The following is a 26659-nucleotide window of genomic DNA, read 5'->3' on the forward strand; positions in this document are numbered from 1 at the left end:
CCGGAGGTATTCCGAAGGTCGATATCGTCATTGCGTCCACTGTGAGTTTTCTCCCTCAAAGCGTTGATTGAGAGATGCCGCTCGTCATAGTTTTTCATGGCACATTGAGTTCGGGCCAGGCGTTGTACTCAGTCCTCTGGCCGTACGGCGCCGTTTAGGTCAGCTTGGGTCGACCTGTGGATTCACGCATGACCAGTTGAGTGGCAAGGCGTTGACGTGGGTGTGCGATGCGGTTTCCGTGGACCAGCTGCATGGCCATCCGTATTGCTTCGCGCGCCATCTCCTCGAGCGGCTGACGAATAGTGGTCAGTTCGGGCTGTAGCCACTTGGCGATCATCACGTCATCAAACCCGACGACGGAGAGATCGTCGGGGATCACTAGTCCATGGCGTTTCGCCTCCTTGTACACGCCAGCCGCACACTGGTCGGACCCCGCGAAGATCGCGGTGGGCGGCTGCGGGATGCTGAGCATGCGGCGGGTGGCGGACTCGCCACTCTCTGGGAGGAAGTCTCCCCAGTGTTCTAGGCGTGGATCCGTGGGTACACCGGCCTTCGATAGCGCTGCCCGGTACCCCTGTAGTCGCTCGCGTGAGCATGACACCTGGGTGGGGCCAGTAATGATTCCAATACGTTGGTGGCCCAGTTGCAGGAGGTGCTGGGTTGCCGCAAAGCCGCCCTCGTAGTTCGTCGCGGCCACGGCCGGTACGTCAGGGGCGGTCCCTCCCAGCGGATCCACGAGCACCACAGGGGTGTTGAGTTTGGACAGTTCCTCGGCGATGCCTTCCTGGAACTCGGTGACGGTGAGCACCACCGCGTCGGTGCGCCGTGTCGCGAGGTGCTGAACCCAGTGACGGTTGCCAATACGACGGCCGTGGGTAGACGTGACGACCAGGCTCACGCCTGCCCGCGCTGCCTCATCCTCTGCGCCCTGCACCAATGGCATGGCCCAGTTTGGATCGAGATCGCGAATGACAAAGTCGATCAGTCCCGTGGGTCGCTTGCTGGAAGTTCCCCGGCGCATGTAGTGATGCTCCTCGAGCAGTTGGCGCACGTGGTCTCGAGTATCTGAGGCGACCCCTTCGCGTCCGTTAAGCACTTTCGACACGGTCGGTACAGACACTCCGGCCAACTCCGCAATCTCCGCCATGGACACTCGAGTACTCATGCTCCGAGCACCACCCTCAAGTGTTTCTCGTGGCCAGCCTCCACGGCGAAGTCCGCGCTAACGCCACGGTGGGACATGCGGTAGGTGCCGGCAAAACCCTGCACCCGTAGGCGGCCAGCTTCGTCCGTTCGTTGGACGCCCGCTGGATGCCACCACTCGCTTTTGATCAAGTCGTGGATCGCGTCGAAGGCTGGTTTACGTGAGCCATTGGTGCGCAGCAGTCCCGACGGCGCCCCAAGCCATGCGGTTGCGTCGGAGAGCCCCCAGTACGTCACGGACTCGACTGAGGGGTGGGCGAACAGATTCCGGTAGTGGCGCGTGATCTCAGCTGCCTGCCGCGCCTCGCCTTGAGCCGTTGACGGCCAATCGGCGGGCGCGAAGTCATTGAGATCAACGATGTGCGCCGGCATGAGGTCTCCCGACACGAGCGACGTCTCCGTCATCTGTAGCGGCAACCCGAATCTCGCAAACCTCTCGAGGATCTCCCAGATCTCGTCCTCACCGCGGTACCCCTGGTGCATATGAGTTTGAAGTCCAATGGCGTCGATCTGTATGCCCGCATCGAGGCATTCAGAGATCACGTGCTCGTATTCGGGGGAGAGGTCAAAGTCGTTGAGCACAAGGCGTGCTTGGGGGTTGGCGGCACGTGCTGTATCAAAAGCCAGGCGCACTGTTTCGACCCGACCCTGGGACTGGGCGAGGCGGGTCACCGCATTGGTCTCGGCGGTGAATCTGGGCAGGATCACAGATTCGTTGATCGCGTCCCAATGGTCGATCACACCGGCGAATTCTTCTACTTCTCGTTTGATCCGTGCTCGCATTGCCGATTCGGCCTGCGTCTCAGTCACGTCCATCAGCCAGCGTGGGGCTAGCGTGTGCCACAGCAGCGGATGCCCCTTGACACTCACGTCGTGGCTCTTGAACCAGCGCGCTGCCGCGAGCAGACGCGCGGTGTCCGGATGTCCGGGCGTGGGTTCAAAGCGCGCCCAATAGAACGGCAGCGTCGCCATGTTAAAGAGTGAAAGCCACTCCTGCGCAAAAGCTGCGTTGTTGTCGTCGGATGTAGTGACGCTTGAGCCGGCAACAGCATCGTCCGTTGTTGTGGCGTGTTCGTTGGCGAAATCAATCAGGTCAAAGCCGATGTTTCCGAAGCCGAACGCGTGGCGCACCTGCTCCAGGAGGATGTCGGTGTGGGGGATGAGGGTTCCGCTGCCGTCGACGACGGTCACGGTAGTGCGCCCGCGCCTGTGATCAAGCGAGGTGGGCACACTGTCCGCAATTGTTGTCATCGCGTCGCCTAGTTGACCGTGACAGTAGTCATGCGCTCGGAAGCGACGGTCACCAGGTAGTCAGGGCCAGTCAGTTCGATCCGGGCTTCCGCGTCACGTGAATCGCTCGCTCCCACCCAGAGGTCCACGGTGCCTGACTCAACGACGCGCACACCGGCGCGGTTGGTGAAGGCGAGGCGTGTGGTGGGAACCCGCAGTTCGACGCGACGCGACTCTCCGGCCGCGAGTTCGACCCGGGCAAACCCGATCAGTTGGGCGACCGGCCGGGTCACACTGCCGACCAGGTCGTGTCCATACAACTGCACCACGTCCGCGCCCGCGCGCGAGCCAGTGTTGGTCACGGTCACATTTGCAACGATTGCTCCATCGCAGGGGATCTGTGCGTCGACCTCCAGATTGGTGTGGGCGAAGGTCGTATACGACAGCCCCGTTCCAAACGCCGATGCAGGGGTGGTCGAGAGATTGCTGACCTCACCATCGCCGCCAAGCGTGGGGTGGAGGTAGGAATACGGCTGGGCGCCAGCGGACCGGGGGAGGGAGACCGGCAATTTACCTGAGGGGTTGACGCGCCCAGACAGGACGCCAGCGATGGCGCTGGCCCCCTCCTCGCCGGGGAAGAACGCCTGCACAACCGCGGCACACTGTTCCATGGCCCACGCGATCGCGTAGGGGCGCCCTGTGACTGCGACGAGTACCACGGGGGTGCCGGTTGCTAGTAGTCGCTCGACCAGTTCACGCTGCACTCCGGGCAGTTCGAGGCTGTCGGTGTCGCACCCCTCACCGGAGGTGGCTCGGCCGAACAGGCCCGCACTGTCGCCCACCACCACAAGGGCGATGTCTGCGTCGCGCGTCACGCGTTCCGCCTCCTCGAATCCCGAGGTATCGGCGCTAGCCACGTCACAACCGAGCGCATAGGTCACGTCGGCGTCCCATTCTGCAGCGATAGCCTCCCGCACCGAGGGCGCCTCAAATCCCATAGGCGTTCCGGGGTGCTGTGCGAGCACATGATTGGCAAAGGAGTAGCAGCCAAACAGTGCATTGGGACGGTCGGCGTTGGGACCCACCACCGCGATCTTCGTTCGAACGGCCTCGTCTGGAGCGAAGGGCAGCGCACCGTCGTTGCTCACCAACACGATCGACTGTTCGGCGAGCGTGCGGGCCACCCGACGGTGTTCCGGTGAATCCAGGTCAACGCCGGCAGGCGGCGCATCCTCGAAGGTTGCGCCCAACAAGCCGAGTTCCTCTTTCTGAGCGAGGATGCGCAATACCGCTCGGTCCACGAGTGCCTCGTCCACCGTTCCGGCGCGCACAGCCTCGGCGAGGGGCGCGAGGTAGGCATTGCCGGTGGGTAACTCAACATCCACTCCGGCCCTGAGTGCCAGTCCAGCAGCTTCACCCAGGTCGCCTGCCACGTGGTGAAGGATCTGCAGAAAGGCGACGCCAAAGTAGTCGGCCACCACCACGCCATCGAAACCCCAAGTGCCGCGCAGGAGGTCCGTCAGCAGCGTCTCGTCGGCGGCCACTGGAACTCCGTCGATCTCTGCGTACGAGTGCATGACGGAACGCACCTTGCCGTCGAGGACCGCCATCTCGAACGGGATGAGCAGCACGTCGGCAAGCTCTCGGGGGCCCGCATGCACGGGAGCGAAATTGCGTCCCGCTTGCGACGCCGAGTAGCCCACAAAGTGCTTCAGCGTAGCGTGGACGCCCTCGCTTTGAACGCCCTGGACGTACGCGGTGCCGATGGTTCCCACAAGGAAGGGATCTTCGCTGATGCACTCTTCGACGCGACCCCAGCGCGCATCGCGCACGACGTCGAGCACCGGGGCTAGGCCCTGATGAATGCCGAGCGAACGCATCGATTCGCCAATCTGTGCACCCATCGCCGCGACGAGGTCCGGGTTGAAGCTTGCTCCCCACGACAACGGAGCGGGATAGGTCGCCGCCTTCCATGCGCTGAGTCCCGTCAGGCACTCCTCGTGGACAATTGCGGGGATGCCATGACGCGTCTCAGTGACGAGCTTGCGTTGCTGTTCCCAGAGCCATTGTGCGCGAGCATCGGCATCGACGGGAGATGTGCCGTACACGCGAGTGAGGTGGCCGAGCCCGAGTGCCACGGCCTGATCCAGCGCGCCGGTATGCGCGACCTCTCCCTGCAGTGGGGCGACGACATCTCCTCCCTCGTCCTGCCAGAAACCCACGAGTTGAGCGAGTTTTTCCTCGAGTGTCATCGACGCGACGATGCTTGCGATGTCTGTGGAATGTTGTGTGGAGGTCATGATCAGCCCTTCACCGCGCCGGTCAGGCCGTCTACGATGCGGCGCTCCATGAAGAGGAAGAAGACTAGTGCGGGAACCATAGCCAGCGACGTGTAAGCCATGATCATGGTGGTAGCCGAGGAGTGCTGGCCCTGGAAGGTGGTAACCCCGAGTGGCAGGGTCATGCCGGTGGGATCACCCGTGAGCAGCAGGAGCGGTAGCAGATAGGCATTCCATGAGCCGATGAACGCCAGCACCCCTACAGTCACCATCCCCGGCTTGGCTAGGGGCAGCAGCATCCGCCAGAAGAAGCCGATGCGGGAGACGCCGTCCATGAATGCCGCTTCCTCGAGCTCCATCGGGAGGGCCTTCAAGAAGGGGCGCAAGATGATAATCGTGACCGGAAGGCCGAACGCAATCTGAGGGATGACGAGACCGGCGAGACCGCTAATTCCCATGTCGCGCAGCAACAGGTACAACGGCAGCACGGCCACTGTGAGGGGGAACATGAGCCCCGTGGTGAAGATCACGAAGAAGAACTCGCGTCCACGAAACTTGTAGCGAGCTAGCGGGTACGCAGCCATGGTGCCGAGAAGGACAACACCCAAGGTGGTGGCGAGGGCCACCAGGGTGGAGTTCAGCAATTGACGCCAGAACAGTGGCGCCGAGAGGATGCTCCAGTAGTTCTGCCACTGGAACGGGTCGGGGAAGCCAGTGGGATTCTCCGCCAGGTCACCTTGAGTCTTAAAGCCACCCAGGACCAGGTAGAGGATGGGGCCGAGGGTCAGTGCAACACCTACGAGCGCGAGGCCGACCGACAAGTACACGGACCTGTCGAAACTACGCTTCCTGACTGGGCGCATCGGAGGGGCAGTGGCGGACATCTGTTCGACGACTGATGGTTGTGATGAGCTCATGAGGGTTACCGAGCCTTTCGGACGCGGTCGGTGTTGTCGTTGCGCAGCACCACGAGCATGTAGGCGATGGCAATGACAAACGAGATGAAGAACATGATCACTGCAATGGCTGAGCCGTAGCCCCAGTCGGAGCGGAAGAAGCCGATCTGCATCATGTACGTGGCGATGGTCGAGTATTGGCCCGTGGTGCCGCCCTGGTTCAAGACCCACACCATGTCAAAGAGCTGAATGGACCCGATAATCGACAGGAACGCCCAAATGCGGATGGTGGGACCGATCAAAGGAATGTTGATGCGCCATTGGATCTGCCACCAACTAGCGCCGTCGATCGACGCTGCCTCCTGCAGGTCCTCCGGCACGCCGGATAGCCCCGCGAGGAAGAGGATGATCGCAAGTCCGATGTACTTCCAGGTAATAACAAAGAACACGACCCAGAACGCCCACGTCTGATCCTCGAGCCAACCGCCCGCAGGGGGATTGAGCCCGATGGAGTGCATGAAGTCGGTTGCGATGCCATTGGGATCAAAGATGATGAGCCACATGACGCCAGCAATGACTTCGCTCAGCACGTAGGGCGCGAACATGATGACGCGAACCGAGGAGCGTCCCGGGAACTTGCGGTTAAGAGTGAGCGCAATGAGCAGTGCGAGCGGAAGCTGCACCACCATCGACAGGCCGATGATCGCAAAGTTGTGACCGAGCGCGTCCCAGAACGGCTGGGAGTATTGCGTGGTAAATGCCTGCTTGAGGTCGGGGTCGGTCCCGCCGAACAGGGCGCGAGCGTAGTTCTCGAAACCGATGTACTGGGCGTCGGAGAATTGTGAGACGCCGTTCCACTTGTAAAAGCTATACCTGGCCGCGGAGACCACGGGGTACACGACGAAGGTGAGGAACAGGACCAGCGCCGGTCCAACGAACAGGGTGATTTCGCCCCACTTGCGAATGGTGTCGCGGCGCTTGTGATTGGTGACGGGTGTCATGGGACGAGGTCCCGCCGCCGACGCCTTCGCGTCGACGGCGGAACCCTGATCCACACCCGAGGCCTCCAGTGCAGTCACTAGGGGAGCCTCGCTTTCGTATTCGTTGGCGGTGTGAGGACTTAGGAGGTGGCTGCTGCTGCAGTCATCGCGTCAACGATGTCCTGCGAGGAGCCCTGACCGGCGAACATCGCGACGATGCCGTCGTTCATTGCGCCACCCACGTTGGGTCCAAACGCCGTGTCCAGCCAGAGCTGCACGTAGCCTGCGTCGCCGGCTACCGACGACAGCTTCGACAGCACGGGGGATTCGATGGAAGATGCTGCAGCAGGTGCAACCGGCATGCCGCCGACTGCCTCCGCAAAGCCCGCCTGTACGTCGTCGCTGACAATGTAGGACAGGAAGTCGGCGCACTCCGGGGGAGCATCCACATAGCAGGAGAAGCCATCGCCGCCACCAAGCGCGGCGGTAGGGTCACCCGCTCCGCCAGTGGTGGCTGGCATGGGGAACCAGTCGAGGTCCTCGTGCAGAGCGGCCTTGCCTTCATCGGTGCCATCGGTGAAACCTTCGTAAACGAAGTAGTTCCACTGGCCCATGAGTTCCATAGCGGCCTTCCCAGTGGCAACCAGGCCGGCCGACGAGGTGGCGCCGGTCTGCGCCACGGTCGACGTGAACTGATCCTGGAACGGCTCGGTGTCAATCATTGCCTGCAGCTGCTCGCCCGCGTCCACCCAGCACGGATCCGAGAAGTCAAAGCTTCCGGTGCCGGCGTTGAGCGCTTCCTGAGAGCAGGAGCGCAGCGCGAAGTTGTACCACCAGTGCGCAGCGGGCCACTTGTCGCCTGCTCCCACTGCGATGGGAATGATGTCCGCGTCCTTGAGCTTCTGAACCGCATCGTCAAGCTCACCCATGGTGGTGGGCACCGCGGTAATCCCTGCCTGCTCGAACAAGGACGGGCGATACCACACACCCTCGACGGCGAACTGGAAGGGCAGGCCATAGGTCTTGTCGCCAACCTGCCATGGCGCCACGGCGCCACCCAGCTTGGTGACGTCCTCGGCGTTGGATTCACTGAGATCCATCAGGTAGCCAGCGTCTGCCTGGGCGGCCATCTCGCCGCCGCCCCACTGCTGGAAGATATCGGGCGCATCGCCCGACTGCAGTGCGGTGGGAATGCGAGTCCTCTGGAGATCCTCGTTCTGAATCTGCTCAATGTTGATGGTGACGTTGGGGTGCTCTGCTGTGTAGTCGGCAGCGACCTTGTCCCAGTAGTCACCGAGTGAGTTCTCGCCGTTGTCGCCAGCGACGCCGTTGTGCCACCAGGTGAGGGTGACGGGCTCTGCGTTGGGAGCTTCGCTCTCAGTGCCGCCAGTGGCACCGCTAGTGGGCTCTGTTGAAGGCTCTGGGTCGCTGCTACAAGCAGTGAGTACCAAAGCGGTGGATGCGAGGAGCGCGGTGAGTGCGCCCGCACGACGGAGGTTCGTCATGTTGGGTCCTTTCAGTCGTCGTTGACCTAGCCGAACATGGCGAGTCTTGCACCGGCGTCATGAAAGTGTCAATCGTTATCGATAACGTTTTAGTTAGATTGCAGGTAGCATCGTCGGTATGGAAACACGACCGCGGCCGAAGATGTCCGATGTAGCCCGAATAGCAGGCGTTTCTGTCGCAACCGTCTCGAAAGTCGTCAACGGACGCTACGGCGTGTCGAAAGAAACTTTCGAAACCGTGCAGCGCGTGATCGATGAACTCGGATACGTCGGCAACCTCAGTGCGACCTCTCTTCGCAGCGCCAAGACCAATGTCCTCGGGATCCTCGTGGCCTCATTCGAGCCATTCGCCGCGGAACTGCTCAAGGGCGCCGCATCGGCCGCCGGGGGCAGTGGCTTCGAGCTGCTCGCGCACGCTGGAAATGACACACATGGCTGGGAGCGGAGGTCACTGGCGCGTATGGGCGGCACGCTCATCGATGGAGCTGTCGTGGTGACCCCGACGGTGATCGAGGCAAGCAACGTTATCCCCATCGTCGCGGTTGACCCGCATTGGGGACCGACGTTGGTTCCCACCGTGGACTCGGATGGGTTCGGGGGTGGCCGGGCGGCCGCACGGTATCTCTTGTCACTCGGACACACGCGCATCGCCCATATGGCCGGGCGTGAAGACCTCGACTCGGCCCGCGAGCGTGAGCGTGGCTACCGAGCGGCCATGCGCGAGGCTGGCGTTGCTGTCGACAACGCGCTCGTGCGTGACGCGCGGTACGACCCCGATATTGCTCTCGAGGTGGCACGCGAGCTCCTCACTATGGCGGAGCGTCCCACCGCGATCTTCGCGGCCAATGACATTACGGCTTTGAGTGCGATGCGCGTCGCCGCGGAGTTGGGGTTGTCGGTGCCCGACGACGTCTCCATCGTGGGTTTCGATGATGTGCCCGAAGCGACGCTCGCTCAGCCTCAGTTGACCACCGTGCGGCAGCCGTTACAGGCCATGGGTGCCGAGGCGATGCGCATGTTGCTCGACATCTTGGCCGGTGTGGACCGCGAGACCCACGTGCGTATGGACACGGAGCTGATTGTCCGTGATTCCTGCGGGCCAGTTCCGGACGTTGTGAATCCGGCCACCGAGCCGAGTCCGACGACCACTTCATAGCAACCGGTCACTAGTCGCTGAGGGTGCGCGGAGGTGCCGTCGAATTGCGCACCACGAGTGACGTCGCGAGTTCGACTCGCGGCTGTGGAGCGGTGTCGTCGTGAGCGAGTGCCATTGCGGTGCGGATGGCTTCGCGAGCCATCTGTTCCAAGGGCTGTCGCACGGTGGTCAATCGCGGCGTGATCCACTCGCTCACTAGAACGTCGTCGAATCCGACCACAGAGAGATCCTGAGGAATGCTCATCCCGCGTCGCTGCGCCTCCTCGTAGATGCCCGCTGCCTGAAGGTCGGAGCCCGCAAAGATTGCAGTGGGTGGCTGGGCGAGGCTGAGGAGTTTTGCGGCACCGGCGACGCCGCTAGGGAGTTGGAAGTCACCATAGACCTCGAGCTCATGGTCGACATTTATGCCCGCTCTCGTCAGCGCGGCACGATACCCATCTAGTCGGTCGCGTGCGCACATCACATCCTCCGGCCCGGTCACCATTCCGATACGGGTGTGGCCGAGTTCTATGAGATGTTCCGTGGCGGCCAGGCCGCCCGCCCAGTTGGTGGCCGCGATTGCCGGGATGTTAGTGGTGGTGCTGCCGACTGGGTCTACGAGGACGACGGGCGTGTTGAGCCGCGAGAGTTCCTCTTCGGCACCAGGCTGTAGTTCTGAGACGACCAGAACCACCGCATCGGTGCGGCGGCTAGCGAGTTGCTGGATCCAGTGTTTGTTGCCTACCCGCCTACCGTGAGTCGACATCAGTACCAAATTGACGCCGGCACGCGCTACCTCCTCTTCCGCACCTTTGAGGAGCGGCATCGCCCAGATCGAATCGATGTCACGAATGACAAAATCGATGAGCCCCACGGGTTGACGCTTGGTAGTGCCACGGCGGCGGTATCCATTCTGGGCGAGCAATTCCTGAATGCGGTCCCGTGTTTCCGGGGCAATGCCTCCTCGGCCGTTCAGTACCTTCGAAACGGTGGGCGCAGAAACGCCGGCGAGGGCGGCAATCTCAGCGATCGTGGTGCGGGTGTCCCCTGTAGGCATGGTGCCCTCCTTCGCGAAAGTTTTACATGTGTATTGGAAACTTGCCATCGACTTAGGGTCAATGTTGCCGAAAAGTTTGCGATGTGTCTACACCGAACCGTAGCGTATGGGGTGCACCAACGTACTGGGTAGCGCCGCTGCTAGTCGAAAGCAAATGTTGGAAAGTTAACTCTCAATGAGGAGAAAAGTTATGCACATCAACTTCCGTAAGTCAGTGCTCGGTGGCGCGGCCGCCATCACGGCTCTCGCTCTCACGCTTACTGCGTGCAGTTCGAGTGATCCGGAGGCCACTGCCAGCTCCGACGCGCCAGGGGCGACATCCTCTGGTGGCGCTTCAGAGTCCGGTTTGGTCTCGGGCCCGGCGCTTGTGTGGGCCATCGAAGATGCTTCGGTCAATGCCATCAACGAGGACGCGATCACCACCTTCAACGATGCCACCGGTTCTACCGTCAAGCTCGAAACCTTTGCCAACGACCCCTACAAGGAGAAGCTGCGCACCGGCATCGGCTCTGATAACCAGCCGGACATCTTCTACAACTGGGGAGGTGGCAACCTCAAGCAATACTCGGATGCCGGCCACGTCGCGGACCTGACCTCATGGCTTGATGAAAACCCCGACTTCAGGGATCAGTTCCTGCCGTCGGTGCTTGGCGTGGGCACGGTAGACGGCAAGGTTTACGGCCTGCCGATGCAGGGGGTGCTCCCCGTCGTGATGTACGCCAATAAGGATGTTCTGGCCGCGGCGGGTATCGACGCGATGGCAACCACCTGGGACGAACTGCTGTCCCAGATCACCAAGCTCAAGGTCTCTGGCGTGCAGCCGATCGCACTTGCGGGAAATCAGGCATGGACCGAGCTCATGTGGCTCGAATACCTGCTCGATCGCGTAGGCGGCCCCGAGAAGTTCCAGGCGATCGTGAATGGGGATGAAGGAGCGTGGACTGACCCCGCGGTGATCGAGTCTCTGAGCATGATTCAGGACCTAGTCAATGCCGGTGCCTTCGGCACCAACTACGCCTCAGTGGGCTATGACGACCAAGGAACCATCGCGTTGATGGCTTCCGGAAAAGTGGGCTACGACCTCATGGGTGCCTGGCACATCGGCGCACTGAAGGGCAACGGATTTGAGGAATTCGCCGACTCAGGCAGCCTCGAGTGGGGCCCCTTCGTCTCCATCAGTGGCGGCGTCGGCGACCCCAACAACATTGTCGGCAACCCTTCGAACTACTACTCCGTGACGGAGAGCTCTCCTAACCAAGAGGTGGCGCAGGAGTTCCTGCTCGACACCCTCACCAGTGAGTCCTATGTGGATGCCCTGCTGGAGATTGGTCAGGTGCCTGCTGTCGCCGGAATCGAAGACAAGCTGACGGATCCCTTCAACAAGTTCACTTACAACCTCGTGGGCAACGCACCCGCATTTACGCAGTCCTGGGACCAGGCGCTCGACCCGGCTACATCCGAGGCAATGCTCACGAATCTCCAGAAGGTGTTCCTGCTCGACATGACGCCTGAGGAGTTCGGACAGGCGATGGACGCGGTCTAATGTCCAGCCCGGTCACGGGACAGGGGCGGCCCAGTTTTGTCTGGGCCGTCCCGGCGTTCCTCTTCTTTGCCTTTTTCGCGATCGTTCCCATGATCGTGGTGGTATGGCTGTCGTTCACTTCATGGGACGCACTCACGGCACCTACCTGGATTGGCCTCGACAACTGGGCGCGACTCGGAAGTGATCCCATCTTGATGGAATCTATCCGCGTCACGCTCGGGCTCACGGCCTTTAGCTGGCTCATTCAGACACTCATCGCGCTTCCACTGGGGGTCTGGCTTGCACGGCCAGGGCGCTCGCGAGCAACTGTCGGTGCGGTGTTGTTTATTCCGCTGCTGATCTCGTCGGCAGGCATCGGTGTGCTGTGGGGCATGTTGCTGGACCCAAACTTTGGAATGGCGGCGATCGTGGGACCCTGGATCGGCGTCACCGACGGCAACTTCATCGGAGACCCGAAACTCGCTTTCTGGGTCCTCGTCTTTGTCGGTTCGTGGCAGTTTGTGCCGTTCCACGCGCTGCTCTATCAAGGTGCGACCCGGCAGATCCCCGCATCGCTTTACGAGGCCGCACAGCTGGACGGCGCGAGTTACTTGCAGCAGTTCAGGGCGATCACGATCCCGCAGCTCAAGCACACGATTGTCACATCGTCCGTGTTGATGATTGTCGGGTCGCTGACGTACTTCGACCTCGTGTTAATTCTGACCGACGGCGGCCCAGGCACGGCGACCACCACGCTGCCGCTTCATATGTACAAACAAGGGTTCCGGGCATTCGACTTTGGCTATGCGTCGGTCCTCGCCGTGATTCTGCTGGTCCTTGGTACGACCTTGTCCGTGGTGCTCACCCGCATGACGGGCTTCGCAAAGATGGAAAGCCAGCGGGAGGGGTTGTAATGACAATAGACACAACTGCAAGCGGACCCCGAGAGCCCGTGTCAAACGTTCGGCACCCGTCCTCGAATGGCATGGGCAAGGCGCGAGCCAACAAAAAGCGGAACCGACCTGCGTGGATCTCCGGCTCGCTAGTGGCGGTGTGGACCATCATCGTTGCGTTCCCCCTCTACTTCCTCGCCGTGACATCTCTCCGGCAGCAGTCGGGGTACATCGTCGACGGGCCTCTCGCATTGCCATGGCCCATCACATTCCAGAACTACGTCGACGTGCTTACCGGGCAATTCATGCGTTACTTCGCCAACAACGTCATTGTGACCGTGGGCGCCGTTGTGATCTCCGTGGTGTTCGCGTTGTTCGCGGCGTATGCGATCGTGCGGTCCAAGAGTCGGCTACTTCGTCGATTCTTCTACTTCATGCTCCTCGGGCTCGCCATCCCAGCACAGGCTGTGATCATTCCGCTGTATCTGATTATCAACGAGCTGCACCTGTACGACACGTTGTGGGCGATCATTCTGCCGGCGGCGGCCTTTGGTCTCCCGCTCGCGATTCTCGTGTTGGTTGGCAGCTTGCGGGATATCCCGGGCGAACTCTACGAGTCGATGGAGTTGGACGGCGCGACCCCATGGATCGCCTTTAGGCAGCTGGTGTTGCCGCTGTCGCGTCCCGCGATCAGCACCGTCACGATCTATCTCGCCTTGGGTGCCTGGAACGGATTCCTCTTTCCGTTGGTGCTGACGCAGAGCCAGGACGTTCGCGTTCTGACCCTGGGTCTCTGGGACTTCCAAACACAGTTCGGAGTCAATATCCCAGGGCTCACCGCCGCGGTGACGCTGTCACTGGTGCCGTTGCTTGTGCTGTACCTCTTTAGCCGCAAGCAACTGCTGTCCGGGCTCACCGCCGGATTCAGCAAGTAGCGCCGTCATTCTTCTCACGCCATTTTTCAAGTTAAGGACTTCCCATGACTCACGTGGATGAACGGCCCAGTGCCGCGCATGCTCTAACCGGCAACACATACACCTCGGCGCAACGCGAACGCGTGGCAGCGCTGATGGCAGACATGACTGTCGAGGAAAAGCTCGCACAGCTCTACGGCATGTGGATTGGTGCCTCTGGCGATAGCGGCGAGATGGTCGCGCCCATGATGGACGAGATGCTCGGGGAGGTGCCGCCCTTCGAGGAATTCGCGAAGAATGGGCTCGGTCAGCTCACTCGCATCTTCGGAACGCATCCGGTTGAACCCGCCGCGGGCGCCAAGGCACTCATGGAGACGCAACGCTGGCTCAAGACCAACACGAGGCTTGGCATTCCGGCGCTCTCGCACGAGGAGTGCCTCACGGGGCTCGCTGCGTGGAAAGCCACCACCTTCCCCACTCCGCTCGCGTGGGGAGCCTCGTTTGACCCGGATCTGGTGGGAGAGATGTCCGCTGCCATCGGTGACTCGATGGTCAGGTTAGGTATTCACCAGGGTCTTTCCCCGGTGCTCGACGTGATCAGGGACGCACGATGGGGCCGTGTAGAGGAGTGCATCGGCGAAGACCCTTACCTGGTGGGAAGCATCGGCTCGGCCTATGTGAAGGGCCTTGAAGGCGCCGGAATCATTGCGACGCTGAAGCACTTCGTGGGCTATTCCAACTCTCGCGCGGGCCGCAATCTTGCGCCGGTGCATGCCGGTCCGCGCGAGATCGCGGACGTGCTGCTCATTCCGTTCGAAATGGCAGTGCTCGATGCAGGAGTGCGGTCCGTTATGAACTCGTACGCGGAGATCGACGGCGTCCCGGTCGCCGCGGACCCCAAGTTGCTGACGGGGCTCCTACGCGACCGATGGGGGTTCGAGGGCACCGTCGTCGCAGACTATTTCGCGTTCCAGTTCCTGCGAGACTTGCACGGGGTCGCGGAGGATTTTGCGGATGCGGGCCGTCAGGCACTCGCCGCTGGAATTGATATCGAGTTACCGACCGGCCGAACTCTGCGACAGCCGATGGTTGATGCGATCAACGCCGGCGACGTGGACATAGCCATCGTGGACCGCGCGCTGGAGCGCGTGCTGCTGCAGAAGGCCAGCATCGGGCTGCTCGATGCGACTTTTGAGGAGGATGCCCCTACGGACATCGATCTCGACCCAGCAGAACATCGAGCTATTGCTGCGCGACTCGCGGAGGAGTCGGTTGTCTTGCTCGCGAACGACGGCACGCTGCCGCTCGCGGCCGGCAGCACCATCGCTGTGGTGGGCCCGAACGCCGACCGCGCTCCCGCACTGTTCGGTTGCTACTCATTCATCAATCACGTGTTGTCTCAGCACCCCGGCACAGCACAGGGGATTGACGTCCCCACGGTTCTCAGTGCTATCCGTTCCGAACAGGGCGCCGATGCAGTAGTCGCCTATGAGCCCGGATGTGCCGTAGACGACGCGGACACCTCAGGCATCGCCGATGCTGTGGCGGCAGCCACGCGGGCCGACGTCGCAGTCGTGGTCGTTGGGGACCAGGCGGGGCTCTTTGGGCGGGGCACCGTTGGTGAGGGTTGCGACCGCGACTCGCTTGAGCTTCCCGGCGTTCAACGTCAGTTGGTCGAGGCGGTGCTCGAGACCGGCACTCCCGTTGTGCTGGTGATGGTGACCGGCCGTCCGTATGCGGTGGACTGGGCCCTCGATCGCTGTGCGGCCGCCGTGCAGGCATTCTTCCCCGGCGAGGAGGGGGCGGCTGCCATCGCGGGCGCCCTGTCCGGGCGCATCAACCCCTCTGGTCGCTTGCCGGTGAGCTTGCCCAGGTCCGTGGGTGCCCAGCCGTACAGTTACCTGCGACCGCCGCTTGGGGGGCAGAACGGCACCAGCAACCTCGACACGGCACCCGCGCGACCATTCGGATTTGGCCTAACCTACACAGATTTCCGGCACCGTAACCTGAGGGTCGCCTCCGGTGAAGTGGCCTCCGATGGGGCGATCGTCGCCACGGTGACCGTGACCAATACGGGTGAGCGCGACGGCAGCGACATCGTGCAGCTCTACGGTCACGATGTGGTGGGATCGGTCACGAGACCAGTCGCGCAGTTGCTCGGCTACGCCCGAGTGGACCTGGCGGCTGGCGAGAGAGCCGACGTGACGTTCGTCGTGCCAACGACGCGCCTCGCCTTCTCCGACCGAGACCTAGTGCGCATCGTCGAGCCCGGAAAGGTCGACCTATGGGTGGGGTCGGACTGCGAGACGCGTGACACTGAAAAGAGCATTGTGATTGTGGGTGACGTGCACCACGTGAGCCTGAGTGACGCGCGCATGACACTGGTTGAGGTCGCGCGTTGACTCCGGAACATGTGCCCCCGTCGCCGGGGCACAAGGTGTGGCTTATCACTGGTACTTCGAGGGGATTCGGACGGCAATTCGCCCTCGCGGCGCTCGAGCGGGGCGACACCGTATGCGCGACCGCGCGTGACACGTCCACCTTGGATGGCTTGGTGGAGCGGTTCGGCAACCTCGTCGTGCCATTCGAATTGGACGTTCGCGATGGTGCGCGGTGCCGTGAAGTAGTAGCCACCGCATCGAAATGGTGTGGGCGCATCGATGTGCTGGTCAACAACGCCGGTTATGGACTCTTTGGTGCCGTTGAGGAAATCACGGAGCGGCAGTTGCGTGAACAAATGGAGACTAATTTTTTCGGTGCGTTCAATCTCACCCAGGCCGCCATCCCGCTAATGCGGGAACGTAGAGCCGGCCACATTGTGCAGATCTCGACAATGGGTGGCGTGATCGCGTTCCCCACCATAGGCGGGTATCACGCATCTAAGTGGGCGCTCGAGGGGCTAACCGAATCGCTAGCCAGCGAGGTGGCGTGCCTCGGCATCAAGGTGACCATAGTGGAACCCGGCGGGTTCGACACCGACTGGGGCGCGGCATCGTCCGTCAGTGCTCTGGAACTGCCGCACTACGCCCAGGTGCGTGAACGGCTCAGTGAGAACTGGGTGGCAGCACACCCGGATGGCGTGCCATCGCCTCTTGGATTTGGGGCAGCTCTCTGCGAGATTGTGGACGCCGATGAGCCTCCGTTGCGCGTGTTCTTTGGTGCGACACCCGCACGGCTGGTTCCGCCCGTCTATGAGAAGCGCCTGGCTGAGTGGGAGAACTGGGCGGATCTGTCCGTTGCGGCCGAGGGTCGTTAGCGCCCCAACTGAGCGGTGCCGAACTGCAACTCGCCCCGGTCGTTCATTCCACCACCCGACGGATGAAGGTCGCCATGCCGGGCACCGTGAATGCGATCTGCCCTCGCTTGGGCGAGAAGACGATTCCCTTGCCGATCAGCCGGCCGCGTATAGCGCTGATGGACTCCTGAGTCTTGCCAAGGCGCTCGGCGACAACGCGTGCCTGCGACGGGCCGTCGCCGTCCTCCGCCATCGCGGTGAGGTAGCGCTGCTCGGCAGAGGTCGCGCGGTCCCATCGGGCCAGGAAGAAGCCCTGATCCAACTCGTCGAAGCCGATGGACTTGGCGACCACGGCATCGTCCGCATCGATGGGCGAATAAGCGGCGACGTCCCAGGCGGCCTTGCCGAAGACCTGAATAAAGTAGGGGTAGCCTGCGGCGATGGGCTCGAGGATGTCCAACGCGTCCGGGGCCCAACCCTCACCCAGGCTTTCCACGGGCTCGACCAGCGCGCGTCGCGTCGCGGCGGCGTCCAGCGGGCCCAGACTGCGGTAGTCGAACATGCGCTCGGCGTACGAGCGGGCGGTGCCGAGGATGCGCGGCAGTGAGGGAAGACCCGCGCCGCACACCAGTAGCGGCAGGTTCTCGAGATTCGCGTCCTGGACCGCGCGCAGCAGTGCGTTGAGTTCCTCGCGGGTGAGGTCCTGCATCTCGTCGACGGCAACCATGATGCCGGCCCGATTCTCCACCTGTGCTTGGGCGATGGTCACCAGCAGGTCGGGTAGGTCTAGCGTGACTTTGCCGGTGTAGGGGCGCGTGTAGCGGGGGTCGATCTCCACCCCAAAGGAGACCTCGTCGAGGCCGATTGCGATGCGGAACGACGTGAAGGCGCCCAGGGCGGCGTGTGCCCGCTCGGACATGGACGGCTTGACCAGCATGCGCAACTGGATCGACAGGCGGTCTGCGAGTCGTTCGATGAATGGGCTGGAGGAACTGGGATCCGACTCAATTCGCAGCGCCATCCAGCCGTGCGAGGCGGCGATCGACGTGAATTGGCCCAGCAGAACGGTTTTGCCGGTGCCACGCAGGCCGTAGGCGACGATGCCGCGGGCACCGCGTCCCAGGGACAGGCGTTCCACGGCGGCGGTGCAGGCGGCGAGCTCGTCATCGCGGCCCACGAGGGCGAAGGGTGGGTTCCCCGCTCCGGGGTTAAAAGGATTGGTGTTCGCGTGCATGGCTCACACTGTACGTAACTATGCTGACATTCGCATAGGGAGGGCCAGGGAGTGCTGGTTGCGCTCAACCACCACGCTCCTGCGCTTACATCTGGATGCAAAAGCGAGGGCTTTTGGGTTCAGATGTAAGCGCAGAAGCGAAATGTATGCGTCCGCGGAGCGGGCCGAGCGGCCAGGTGACGTGTGCAAAACTGGCATGATGATCACCGTCTCCGTCCCGTACCCAGCCATTGCCGATGCCCTGGGGGACGTTGGCCCCGACGCTCGGGTGGTGGTGTGGGACCCAAGTGTCGACGACGTAGAGCCTGCTGAACGCGACGCCATTAACGTCGTGTGCGTCCCACACTTCAAGGGCGGGCGCACGCTCTATTCGCGGATCGCCCAGTGCTCCAAGGTCTCGCTGATTCAGATTGCATCGGCGGGCTACGAGCATGCAGCCCCCTTTGTTCCTGCAGGCGTGTCGCTCGCGAACGCCAGGGGAGTGCACGACACTCGAACGGCGGAGTTCGCGATCACCCTGGCGCTCGCGAGCCAGCGCCGCATGGTCGAGATTGTCAACGCCCAGCAGCGAGGCGAGTGGCTGCCGTTCAAGGTGGACCCCTCGCTCGCGGACCGCAAGGCGCTGGTGGTGGGGTATGGCAGCATCGGCGCCGCGATTGGTTCGCGCCTGCGGGCGATGGAGGTGGACGTGGAAGGCGTGGCCACCAGGGCGCGCACTGCGGAAGACGGCACCACGGTGCACGCGATCGCAGATGTGATCTCGGTCTTGCCCACTGCAGAGCTCGTTTTTCTCGTCACGCCACACAATGACGCGACGCACCACCTCGTGAACGCCGAGTTCCTCGCCGCGATGCCCGACAACGCCTTGCTGGTCAACGTGGGTCGGGGAGCCTGCGTGGACACGGATGCCCTCGTCGTTGCGCTCGAGACTGGCCGCATTCGCGCGGCGCTCGACGTCACCGATCCGGAGCCGCTGCCCGAGGGGCACCCCCTGTGGTCCGCGCCGAACGTGATCGTCGCCCCGCACGTCGCTGGCAATACGGAACTGACCAACAGGCGCTATACGGACATGGTTCGGGCCCAGATCAACGCCCTTCGCGCGGGCACCGAGCCGATCAACCTCGTGATGACGGGGTCCACAACCTACTAGGCGGGCTCGCTAGTGGTTAGTGAGCGACTCCTCGCGCAGGGCGATCCACGCGCGGATGATCTCCTCAAGTTCGTCGCGCCGCTCCTCGGCTTCGGCAATCGAGACAATCTTCATGGCACGTGCCTCCGTTCCTTGGCCCTGCAAGTGGGGGAAGTTTCCGGGGATGAGTGCGCCCTGGTGGAACATGAGCGTCGCGTAGTTCATGGACTTGGGGTAGAAGCTAGCGAGATTGCCCTCGTACATGAAGGTAGGGGCCTGCCACTTAATGTCCTCGGTGATGCGGTCATCAGCCGCGAGGATCATGTGACGGATTCGCTGGACGACTTCCTTCATCGGATTGTCGTAGGCGGCCATCCACGCATCGACGCTTTCATGTGACATACGTCACACCATACGCTCACGTGTTGCAATTTTCTTGGCTTATTCTCGCGAAGCCTTCAGCGTGTCGAGCGTCGCGAGCCGCTCGACGGCGTGGTCGACTATGGGCTCGGGGTAGGCGGGGGTGTCGAGGTCCGGGATCCAGCGCCGGACGTACTGGTGGTCCGGATCGAACTTCTCCAATTGAGTGGTCGGGTTGAATACCCGGAAGAACGGCGAGGCGTCCCGCCCGGTGCCCGCGACCCATTGCCAGTTCAGTTGGTTCTGCGCATGGTCGTAGTCCAGCAGTGCGCGTCGAAAGTAGTCGGCTCCTCGCTGCCATGGCAGGTGCAGGTCCTTGACGAGGAAACTGGCGACGACCATGCGCACGCGGTTGTGCATGGTGCCTGTCGCCCTCAGCTCCCGCATGCCCGCGTCGACCAGCGGATAGCCGGTGAGTCCCTCGCGCCACGCGACGAACGCGGCATCGGCCTCCTTGCCTGTGTTCCAGGCGTCGTCCGCGAGGACTGGCTTGAGGGACTCGCGGCGTGCTGCGGGGTAGTGCCACAGCACGTCCGCATGGAACTCACGCCAGGCAATTTCGGACTCGTAGACGCGCGCCGATGCCGTGGCGTCCCGGGCGGTCCAGTCCAGAATGGTGCGGGGATGGATCTGGCCATAGGCGAGTGGAACCGACAGACTCGAGGTTCCGTTGGCGGCGGGGAGGTCGCGCGTGGAGTCGTAGTCATCCAGGCGGGCCTCGGCAAAGTGCCGCGCGTCGGCGAGTACCCGTTCCTCACGGAACTCTCGCTGCGGCGAGACTAAGTCGGTGCTGTCGCCATGGGCCGCGTACAGGTCCAGGCTCACGTCCGATGCCGTGGTGACGAAGGCGCCGGGATCCGCCTTGGGGTGAGGCGCGTCCCAGCCGTGATCGCGCCACGCGTTTCGAAACGGGGTAAAGACCTTGTACTCGGTGCCGTCGCCCTTCGTGACGATGCCGGGGTCTACGGCGTAAGGCGACCCTGCGAATCGGAGTTCGCGTCCGTCGGCCTGCAGCGCCTCACGCACCTGATCTTGTTCCGCGACGCCGGCGGGAGAGAACTCTCGCGCGGCCCACACCGTACGGGCGTCGTGCTCGCGCGCGGTGGCCAGGACGGCATCGGCCGCGGTAGCCTTGCGAACCCCCAAGGTGCCGCCGATGTCCTGGTTGAGGCTCCAGAGCACGCGTGCCAGATGAGCGACGCGGCGCCCCGACCAAAAATGCAGTGCGGGCACCCACGCGAACACGGCGGCGACGGGGCCAGCCGCTTGTGCGTGAAGTAGGGCGGGGTTGTCGTACAGGCGAGCGTCGCGCCGTACCCACCACACGGCCGATGCGGGGGCGGGGGCGGAACGAGTAGCGGCATCGGCGGTCATGGCCTTGGAAACCACGGGGAAGTCCAACCTGTTCCCGCGCGCGTCCCGTCGTGAAGGGGGCTCCGCGCATCGTCCTTCCTGAGCGCGCGAAAATCCCGTCCCGAAGGGCGATAACGAGATCGTCCTTCACGACGGGACGGGACGGGGTGGGGCTCGGGTAGGACTGGGCTAGGCAAGACCGGGCTGGGTAGAGGCGCAGGAGATGTGCACGAGAAGCGCCGGTGAGTTAATCAAGCTGCTGCTTGGCGTACTCCGCCATCGCGTCGCGCAGGAACTCCGCGGTGCCCGCGCCGTACTTGTCGTAGCTCGCGCGGAAGCGCTCATCGTCCACATACATCTGGCCGAGTCCCGTGTACGACTCCGCGTTGGGCGTCCACAGCCGACTCACCCACGCGAAGTGGCGACCCACAATTTCCTGCGCCGATGCTCCGGCTGGGTCCGCGCCGGACGACGCCAAGGCGGCGATCGCCTCGGAGATGGCCTCATGCTCAGCGAGGTGTGCACTCTGCGCGTCGGGGCCGAGGTCGCGCCACTGTGTGTAGGCGCGGTCGACCACAGGCGCGCCCCAGCGCTCGCGGGCCTCGGGGGCGTACTTGTCGTGGTCAAAGCCATTGAGGATGTCGTCGGACGTCATGGCTACTCCTTGTTCTAGGGATTCGATGGTGTTGGCGACGGTGGCGGCGAGGGTCGCGAAGCGGTCGCGTTCCCGCTCCAGCCCGCGTCGGTGTTCGCGCAACAGTGCGATGGTGGTGGCTTCGTCGTCCGTGTCGACGATGCTCTGGATGGTGGGCAGGGGGGTGCCGAGCTCGCGCAGTACCAGGATGTGTTGCAGGCGCAGGAGCTCGGCCTGCCCGTAGTGACGCCGGCCGTCGTGTCCGGTCCGCGCCGGGGGCAGCAGGCCGATCGCGTCGTAGTGGCGCAACGTGCGGCTGGTGACGCCGCTGATGCGGGACACTGCCGCGATATCGAGTTCCGACTCCTCTAGAGTGCTCATGGTGACAGCCTAGAAGTTGACGTTGCGTCAATGTCAAGTATCAGTGAGGTCTCAGTCGATCAATTCGCTTGCGCGACGATACTTAATCGATTTAGTATGGCCACACCTCGGACCAAGTGACCGGGGAGTCAATGACGACACCACTGCAAGGGGAATCCAATGGGACGACTGCAAGCAAAGCACTTAATCGTTATAGTTGCGGGCGTCGCGCTCGCGAGTATTGCGATACCGGCGGCGGCACAGCCAAGCGCCGGTATAGGACTCGGCAACGACGCGAGCCATGCCTCGGATTGGCGAGACGGAGCCCACGGGTGGGCATCGGTGAAGGACTGGTGGAACAACCGCAAGGACAAAGCTCCGCTCGAGGATCAGTTTGTCGACACGCGCAAGAACAGCTTCACGCTCGGAGGCAAGCCGTACGGGGTGGTCGGTTCAAACAACTATTACCCGATGTACGAATCGGAGGCGATGACCGATGCGCTGTTTGAGAAGGCGGCCGATTCTGACTTCAACACGATGCGCGTGTGGGGATTCTTCGCGGTTGGCTCGCCCGGTGGGGGTGATAAGCCCACGGTGACGGATTCAGATAAGGGCGTCTACTTCGAGTACTGGGACGATGCCGCGGGCGCGCCTGCGTACAACGATGGCGCCAACGGACTCGAGAAGCTTGACTACGTGGTGGCGAAGGCCAAGGAGGAGGGGCTAAGGCTGGTGCTGCCGCTGTCCAATAACTGGACTGCATTTGGTGGAATCGATCAGTACAACGCGTGGGCCGGCAATGACTATCACTCCGATTTCTACACGGATCCGCAGACCCGTCAGTGGTACAAGGACTGGGTCGATCACCTGCTTCACCGCGTCAACACCTACACGGGCGTGGCGTACAAGGATGAGCCCGCGATCATGGCGTGGGAGCTCGCGAACGAGCCGCGATGCATCGGCGATGGTGGACCAGCCGACGGCTCGTGGGGTAACGGCAACTTCCCGCGCGACCCTAGCTGCAGCGCGGACACGCTACTGCCGTGGGTGACGGAGATGTCGAGCTACATCAAGTCGATCGACTCCAACCACCTCGTCGCTACCGGCGACGAAGGATTCCTTGATCAGTCCGGGACCGACGACTGGGCCTACGACGGCACGGACGGAGTGGACTCGAAGGCGTTCGCCCAGGTCGACTCAATCGACTACCTGTCCTTTCATCTCTACCCCGACTCATGGGACAAGGATGCCGCGTGGGGCACGCAGTGGATCAAGGACCACAACACCATCGCGAAGCAGATCAAGAAGCCTGCACTGATGGGAGAGTTTGGGTGGACGGACAAGTCCACGCGCAACACTGTCTACAAGGAGTGGCTCGATGCGTCCTTGAAGACGAAGGGCGCAGGCTCTCTCTACTGGATTCTGAGTGACGAGCGCGATGACGGGAGTCTGTACCCCGACTACGACGGCTTTACCGTCTATTGCCCAGGCCCCGTCTGCACCACCATCGGAAACTACGGAAAGCAGCTCGCGCATTACGGCTTCGGAACATTCGCACCGGTGGCCGACCACGATGCCGTGACGGTTCAGTTCGGCGAGTCTGCCACGGTCAACCTAGTTGCCAACGACATTTCGTACTCGGCCAAGATTCAGTCCAGCACGGTCGACCTCGACGCGTCTAAGCGAGGTGTGCAACGTTCGGTGGCGGTCGCCGGTGGCACTGCGTCGGTGGATTCACGGGGCGTCGTGACGGTGGTTCCCGACGCTGACTATTCGGGCAAGGTCGTGGTTCCCTACACGGTGCGCGACAACTGGTACCGCACGTCCAACACTGCGAACCTCACGGTGACGGTGCTGCCGGACCCGAATGCCTCGGTAGTCATCGATGACTTTGACGCCGATGCCGAGGGCTGGTCTTGTGATGGAACCGGATCGGTCGCATCGGTCAACGGTCAGGGTGTCTTCACCAATGACACTGGTGACTGGGCCTGGTGCCTGAACACGCTGCCCGCGGCGCTCGACCTGAGCGATAAGGACTCGGTGACCATCGACTTTGTGGGCACTGATTCGGGAGTGAACCCCGAATTCGCGTTCAAGGTGGGAGCTGGCTGGGAATGGTGCCAGGTGGCTCCGATCTCAGGCACCTGGAACACGCCGCGCGAGGTGACCGTGGACCTATCCGCGTTCACCGGGTCGTGTGCCGACGGGTTGAACGATGTTCACGCCATCGGCATGGGAATGCAGGCGGGCGTACACACGTACGACAACCTCAAGGCCAACTAGAAGCAACGCGCTGGTGACCCGCAGGGGCGGGGGAGGGCTCTCTCTGCTCTCCCCGCTCCTGTGGCACGTCGGCGTGGCAACAAAGTTGACGTAGCGTCAATGTAAACCTCGCGCGCTAGGAGTGTTTTCCGCTCAAGCCGGCCGATGCATCGGCCGGCCTCAGCGCGTTCGTTGCCCGTGGCATCGGCGGAAGTCCTAAACTCTGGGGCATGACTGAATTCGATATCAAGCCCCGCTCGCGTCAGGTCACGGATGGCATTGAAGCCACCGCCTCGCGAGGAATGCTCCGCGCAGTAGGAATGGGTGACGACGACTTCGCCAAGCCGCAGATCGGTATTGCGAGTTCGTGGAACGAGATCACTCCCTGCAACTTGTCGCTCCAGCGCCTCGCGCAGGCGTCCAAGCAGGGCGTTCACGCTGGCGGCGGCTACCCGCTCGAATTCGGCACCATCTCGGTGTCCGACGGCATCTCCATGGGCCACGAGGGCATGCACTACTCGCTGGTCTCGCGCGACATCATCGCGGACTCCGTCGAGGTGGTGATGCAGGCCGAGCGCCTCGACGGCTCGGTGCTCCTTGCCGGCTGCGACAAGTCGCTGCCCGGCATGCTGATGGCAGCGGCGCGACTCGACCTCGCCTCCGTGTTCCTGTACGCCGGATCGATCATGCCCGGCAACGTGACGCTTGAAGACGGCACCAGCAAGGACGTCACCGTTATTGACGCGTTCGAGGCCGTGGGCGCGTGCGCCGCGGGACTGATGTCCGAGGCCGACCGCCTCGCCATCGAGAAGGCGATTTGCCCCGGCGAGGGTGCGTGTGGCGGAATGTTCACCGCCAACACCATGGCCTCCGTAGGAGAGGCGCTCGGAATGTCGATCCCTGGCTCCGCGTCGCCGCCCAGCCCCGACCGTCGACGCGACATGTACGCGCACAAGTCTGGTGAGGCAGTAGTCACTATGCTGCGCCAGGGCATCACAGCGCGGGACATCATGACCAAGCCCGCCTTCGAGAACGCGATCGCAGTGGTCATGGCCTTCGGTGGCTCGACCAATGCTGTTCTTCACTTGCTGGCCATCGCGAAGGAGGCTGACGTGGACCTTACGCTCGCTGACTTCTCCCGCATCGCCGACCAGGTCCCGCACCTGGGCGACCTCAAGCCCTTCGGTCAATTCGTGATGAACGACGTGGATCGCGTGGGCGGAGTCCCCGCCGTCATGAACACGCTGCTCGAGGCCGGCATGATGAACGGCGACGTGATGACCGTGACCGGCAAGACGATGGCCGAGAACATGGAAGACCTCAAGCCCAACAAGATCGACGGGCGCGTGGTGCGGGCGCTGAACAACCCCATTCACAAGTCGGGCGGCATCACCATCCTGCACGGCTCGTTGGCTCCCGAGGGCGCCGTGGTGAAGTCGGCAGGATTCGACACGGATGTGTTCGAGGGCACCGCGCATGTCTTTGATGGCGAGCGCAAGGCTCTGGACGCCCTCACCGCCGGAGAGATCGTCGCTGGTGACGTGGTTGTCATTCGCTACGAGGGTCCCAAGGGTGGACCTGGCATGCGCGAAATGCTGGCCATCACGGCTGCCATCAAGGGTGCGGGACTCGGCAAGGACGTGCTGCTGCTGACCGATGGCCGCTTCTCCGGAGGCACCACCGGACTGTGCGTCGGCCACGTTGCCCCCGAGGCCGTTGACGCCGGTCCCATCGCATTCATCAAGGACGGCGACAAGATTACGCTCGACGTCGCGAACAAGACGCTCGACCTGCATGTCGACGAGGCGGAACTCGAGGCGCGCAAGGTGGGCTTCGAGCCGCCCGCGCCCAAGTACACGCGCGGCGTTCTCGCCAAGTACGCGAAGCTCGTGGGTTCGGCCTCGACCGGGGCAGTGGTTGGCTACTAGCCAGCCTGATGGTGTGGGGCCGGAGCAGCGAGACGCGGCTCCGGAACTCGCCAGCCCGCACGCGTCCATCACGGGTATCCCGCGCTGGGCGCTCATTGTGGTGCCTTTCATCCTGGTCATCGTGGTGGTGGGCATCGGCTTTGCCATTGCCGGCGCGACCAGCATCGACGGCGGGCCCGGGTTTGCGACGCCCACACCGCGGGCGCCTGCCCCTGCCACGCCGTAGGGCCCGAATGCAACATGAGGGTTGTTGACGGCACCCTTAGCGGCCACCAGGTTGCGTTGGGGCAATCTGGGGGAAGAGCTGCGAGGCGGGCTCAGCGAGTGATCACTGGCGCTGTCTCATATTTTAAGACGGTGAGCCACGATGTGAGATTTCCGACCTGTGGCGTGACATTGCCCCCTCACGGGCGTACAGTCGTCTACATGCAGACGACTCTCGTTCTAGTTATCGGGCGCGCGGACATTTAGTCCTCGACCCGGCATCGTC

At 62.9% G+C, this 26659-nt stretch carries 21 protein-coding genes; 10 read left to right on the forward strand and 11 right to left on the reverse strand.

Annotated features, from left to right (window positions below; all coding sequences use genetic code 11):
- Nucleotides 1-154: 154 nt before the first annotated feature.
- Genes AOP73_RS08480 through AOP73_RS08505 form a run of 6 tightly spaced genes read right to left on the reverse strand, consistent with a single transcriptional unit; the run spans nucleotide 155 to nucleotide 8093 of the window.
- Nucleotides 155-1165 (reverse strand): LacI family DNA-binding transcriptional regulator, encoded by a 1011-nt coding sequence (locus tag AOP73_RS08480; protein WP_061964994.1) that lies wholly within the window; start codon nucleotides 1163-1165, stop codon nucleotides 155-157.
- Nucleotides 1162-2454 carry an endo-1,4-beta-xylanase gene (locus AOP73_RS08485; RefSeq protein WP_061964996.1) on the reverse strand — a complete coding sequence of 431 codons (1293 nt, stop codon included), beginning with the start codon at nucleotides 2452-2454 and terminating at the stop codon, nucleotides 1162-1164. Before AOP73_RS08485 ends, AOP73_RS08480 begins: the two co-directional genes overlap by 4 nt.
- 8 nt (nucleotides 2455-2462) lie before the next feature.
- Nucleotides 2463-4733 carry a beta-xylosidase/alpha-l-arabinosidase gene (locus AOP73_RS08490; protein ID WP_061964998.1) on the reverse strand — a complete coding sequence of 757 codons (2271 nt, stop codon included), beginning with the start codon at nucleotides 4731-4733 and terminating at the stop codon, nucleotides 2463-2465.
- A gap of 2 nt (nucleotides 4734-4735) precedes the next feature.
- Nucleotides 4736-5629 carry a carbohydrate ABC transporter permease gene (locus AOP73_RS08495; RefSeq protein WP_061965001.1) on the reverse strand — a complete coding sequence of 298 codons (894 nt, stop codon included), beginning with the start codon at nucleotides 5627-5629 and terminating at the stop codon, nucleotides 4736-4738.
- 5 nt (nucleotides 5630-5634) lie between these two features.
- Nucleotides 5635-6687, reverse strand: coding sequence for a carbohydrate ABC transporter permease (locus AOP73_RS08500; RefSeq protein WP_061965003.1), 1053 nt, complete (start codon nucleotides 6685-6687; stop codon nucleotides 5635-5637).
- Between the two features lie 41 nt (nucleotides 6688-6728).
- The gene (locus AOP73_RS08505) at nucleotides 6729-8093 is read right to left on the reverse strand and encodes an ABC transporter substrate-binding protein (RefSeq protein ID WP_061965005.1); all 1365 of its coding nucleotides are present in this window, start codon (nucleotides 8091-8093) and stop codon (nucleotides 6729-6731) included.
- A gap of 118 nt (nucleotides 8094-8211) precedes the next feature.
- Between AOP73_RS08505 and AOP73_RS08510 the strand changes: the two genes are divergently transcribed.
- Nucleotides 8212-9249 carry a LacI family DNA-binding transcriptional regulator gene (locus AOP73_RS08510; RefSeq protein WP_061965007.1) on the forward strand — a complete coding sequence of 346 codons (1038 nt, stop codon included), beginning with the start codon at nucleotides 8212-8214 and terminating at the stop codon, nucleotides 9247-9249.
- A gap of 10 nt (nucleotides 9250-9259) precedes the next feature.
- Here the strand turns inward: AOP73_RS08510 and AOP73_RS08515 are convergent, their stop codons facing one another.
- On the reverse strand, nucleotides 9260-10285 hold the full coding sequence (locus tag AOP73_RS08515) for a LacI family DNA-binding transcriptional regulator (RefSeq protein WP_061965009.1): 1026 nt from the start codon (nucleotides 10283-10285) through the stop codon (nucleotides 9260-9262).
- A 190-nt stretch (nucleotides 10286-10475) separates the two neighbouring features.
- Between AOP73_RS08515 and AOP73_RS08520 the strand changes: the two genes are divergently transcribed.
- Genes AOP73_RS08520 through AOP73_RS08540 form a run of 5 tightly spaced genes read left to right on the forward strand, consistent with a single transcriptional unit; the run spans nucleotide 10476 to nucleotide 16870 of the window.
- Complete coding sequence (locus tag AOP73_RS08520; protein WP_061965011.1) at nucleotides 10476-11828, forward strand: extracellular solute-binding protein; 1353 nt, start codon at nucleotides 10476-10478, stop codon at nucleotides 11826-11828.
- The gene (locus AOP73_RS08525; RefSeq protein WP_061965013.1) at nucleotides 11828-12721 is read left to right on the forward strand and encodes a carbohydrate ABC transporter permease; all 894 of its coding nucleotides are present in this window, start codon (nucleotides 11828-11830) and stop codon (nucleotides 12719-12721) included. The genes AOP73_RS08520 and AOP73_RS08525 overlap by 1 nt, the downstream gene beginning before the upstream one ends.
- Nucleotides 12721-13635 (forward strand): carbohydrate ABC transporter permease, encoded by a 915-nt coding sequence (locus AOP73_RS08530; RefSeq protein ID WP_084626748.1) that lies wholly within the window; start codon nucleotides 12721-12723, stop codon nucleotides 13633-13635. Before AOP73_RS08525 ends, AOP73_RS08530 begins: the two co-directional genes overlap by 1 nt.
- 44 nt (nucleotides 13636-13679) lie before the next feature.
- A complete protein-coding gene (locus AOP73_RS08535; protein ID WP_061965017.1) occupies nucleotides 13680-16016 on the forward strand; it encodes a beta-xylosidase/alpha-l-arabinosidase in 2337 nt (778 codons plus the stop codon).
- Nucleotides 16013-16870, forward strand: a complete 858-nt coding sequence (locus AOP73_RS08540; RefSeq protein ID WP_236683562.1) for an SDR family NAD(P)-dependent oxidoreductase — start codon at nucleotides 16013-16015, stop codon at nucleotides 16868-16870. The genes AOP73_RS08535 and AOP73_RS08540 overlap by 4 nt, the downstream gene beginning before the upstream one ends.
- Before the next feature lie 43 nt (nucleotides 16871-16913).
- On the opposite strand, the gene AOP73_RS08545 is transcribed toward AOP73_RS08540, so the two are convergent.
- Nucleotides 16914-18083, reverse strand: coding sequence for an ATP-binding protein (locus AOP73_RS08545; RefSeq protein WP_061965021.1), 1170 nt, complete (start codon nucleotides 18081-18083; stop codon nucleotides 16914-16916).
- A 196-nt stretch (nucleotides 18084-18279) separates the two neighbouring features.
- Between AOP73_RS08545 and AOP73_RS08550 the strand changes: the two genes are divergently transcribed.
- On the forward strand, nucleotides 18280-19233 hold the full coding sequence (locus tag AOP73_RS08550; protein WP_061965023.1) for a 2-hydroxyacid dehydrogenase: 954 nt from the start codon (nucleotides 18280-18282) through the stop codon (nucleotides 19231-19233).
- Nucleotides 19234-19242: 9 nt separating this feature from the next.
- Here the strand turns inward: AOP73_RS08550 and AOP73_RS08555 are convergent, their stop codons facing one another.
- The 3 genes from AOP73_RS08555 to AOP73_RS08565 form a co-directional block, all read right to left on the reverse strand.
- Nucleotides 19243-19614, reverse strand: a complete 372-nt coding sequence (locus AOP73_RS08555; RefSeq protein WP_061965025.1) for a DUF1801 domain-containing protein — start codon at nucleotides 19612-19614, stop codon at nucleotides 19243-19245.
- A gap of 39 nt (nucleotides 19615-19653) precedes the next feature.
- Nucleotides 19654-21021 (reverse strand): cryptochrome/photolyase family protein, encoded by a 1368-nt coding sequence (locus AOP73_RS08560; protein ID WP_236683563.1) that lies wholly within the window; start codon nucleotides 21019-21021, stop codon nucleotides 19654-19656.
- Between the two features lie 211 nt (nucleotides 21022-21232).
- The gene (locus AOP73_RS08565) at nucleotides 21233-22000 is read right to left on the reverse strand and encodes a MerR family transcriptional regulator (RefSeq protein ID WP_061965027.1); all 768 of its coding nucleotides are present in this window, start codon (nucleotides 21998-22000) and stop codon (nucleotides 21233-21235) included.
- Between the two features lie 159 nt (nucleotides 22001-22159).
- Between AOP73_RS08565 and AOP73_RS08570 the strand changes: the two genes are divergently transcribed.
- The 3 genes from AOP73_RS08570 to AOP73_RS08580 all read left to right on the forward strand — a co-directional run bounded on the left by AOP73_RS08570 (nucleotide 22160) and on the right by AOP73_RS08580 (nucleotide 26395).
- Nucleotides 22160-24262: a cellulase family glycosylhydrolase gene (locus tag AOP73_RS08570; RefSeq protein WP_084626749.1), complete on the forward strand. Its 2103-nt coding sequence runs from the start codon at nucleotides 22160-22162 to the stop codon at nucleotides 24260-24262.
- Between the two features lie 209 nt (nucleotides 24263-24471).
- On the forward strand, nucleotides 24472-26169 hold the full coding sequence (ilvD, locus tag AOP73_RS08575; RefSeq protein WP_061965031.1) for a dihydroxy-acid dehydratase: 1698 nt from the start codon (nucleotides 24472-24474) through the stop codon (nucleotides 26167-26169).
- Entirely contained in the window at nucleotides 26159-26395 is a 237-nt protein-coding gene (locus AOP73_RS08580; RefSeq protein ID WP_152650614.1) for a hypothetical protein, read from the forward strand. The genes ilvD and AOP73_RS08580 overlap by 11 nt, the downstream gene beginning before the upstream one ends.
- The last annotated feature ends 264 nt before the right edge of the window (nucleotides 26396-26659 follow it).

This window comes from Demequina aurantiaca (genome assembly GCF_000975135.1).
Lineage (GTDB): Bacteria > Actinomycetota > Actinomycetes > Actinomycetales > Demequinaceae > Demequina > Demequina aurantiaca.

What these genes read in the sequence shown, in the direction of transcription:
- AOP73_RS08480 (WP_061964994.1), bottom strand. Translation starts at nt 1,165, where the DNA reads ATGAGTACTCGAGTGTCCATGGCGGAGATTGCGGAGTTGGCCGGAGTG.
- AOP73_RS08485 (WP_061964996.1), bottom strand. Translation starts at nt 2,454, where the DNA reads ATGACAACAATTGCGGACAGTGTGCCCACCTCGCTTGATCACAGGCGC.
- AOP73_RS08490 (WP_061964998.1), bottom strand. Translation starts at nt 4,733, where the DNA reads ATGACCTCCACACAACATTCCACAGACATCGCAAGCATCGTCGCGTCG.
- AOP73_RS08495 (WP_061965001.1), bottom strand. Translation starts at nt 5,629, where the DNA reads ATGAGCTCATCACAACCATCAGTCGTCGAACAGATGTCCGCCACTGCC.
- AOP73_RS08505 (WP_061965005.1), bottom strand. Translation starts at nt 8,093, where the DNA reads ATGACGAACCTCCGTCGTGCGGGCGCACTCACCGCGCTCCTCGCATCC.
- AOP73_RS08510 (WP_061965007.1), top strand. Translation starts at nt 8,212, where the DNA reads ATGGAAACACGACCGCGGCCGAAGATGTCCGATGTAGCCCGAATAGCA.
- AOP73_RS08515 (WP_061965009.1), bottom strand. Translation starts at nt 10,285, where the DNA reads ATGCCTACAGGGGACACCCGCACCACGATCGCTGAGATTGCCGCCCTC.
- AOP73_RS08520 (WP_061965011.1), top strand. Translation starts at nt 10,476, where the DNA reads ATGCACATCAACTTCCGTAAGTCAGTGCTCGGTGGCGCGGCCGCCATC.
- AOP73_RS08525 (WP_061965013.1), top strand. Translation starts at nt 11,828, where the DNA reads ATGTCCAGCCCGGTCACGGGACAGGGGCGGCCCAGTTTTGTCTGGGCC.
- AOP73_RS08530 (WP_084626748.1), top strand. Translation starts at nt 12,721, where the DNA reads ATGACAATAGACACAACTGCAAGCGGACCCCGAGAGCCCGTGTCAAAC.
- AOP73_RS08535 (WP_061965017.1), top strand. Translation starts at nt 13,680, where the DNA reads ATGACTCACGTGGATGAACGGCCCAGTGCCGCGCATGCTCTAACCGGC.
- AOP73_RS08545 (WP_061965021.1), bottom strand. Translation starts at nt 18,083, where the DNA reads ATGCACGCGAACACCAATCCTTTTAACCCCGGAGCGGGGAACCCACCC.
- AOP73_RS08550 (WP_061965023.1), top strand. Translation starts at nt 18,280, where the DNA reads ATGATGATCACCGTCTCCGTCCCGTACCCAGCCATTGCCGATGCCCTG.
- AOP73_RS08555 (WP_061965025.1), bottom strand. Translation starts at nt 19,614, where the DNA reads ATGTCACATGAAAGCGTCGATGCGTGGATGGCCGCCTACGACAATCCG.
- AOP73_RS08565 (WP_061965027.1), bottom strand. Translation starts at nt 22,000, where the DNA reads ATGAGCACTCTAGAGGAGTCGGAACTCGATATCGCGGCAGTGTCCCGC.
- AOP73_RS08570 (WP_084626749.1), top strand. Translation starts at nt 22,160, where the DNA reads ATGGGACGACTGCAAGCAAAGCACTTAATCGTTATAGTTGCGGGCGTC.
- ilvD (WP_061965031.1), top strand. Translation starts at nt 24,472, where the DNA reads ATGACTGAATTCGATATCAAGCCCCGCTCGCGTCAGGTCACGGATGGC.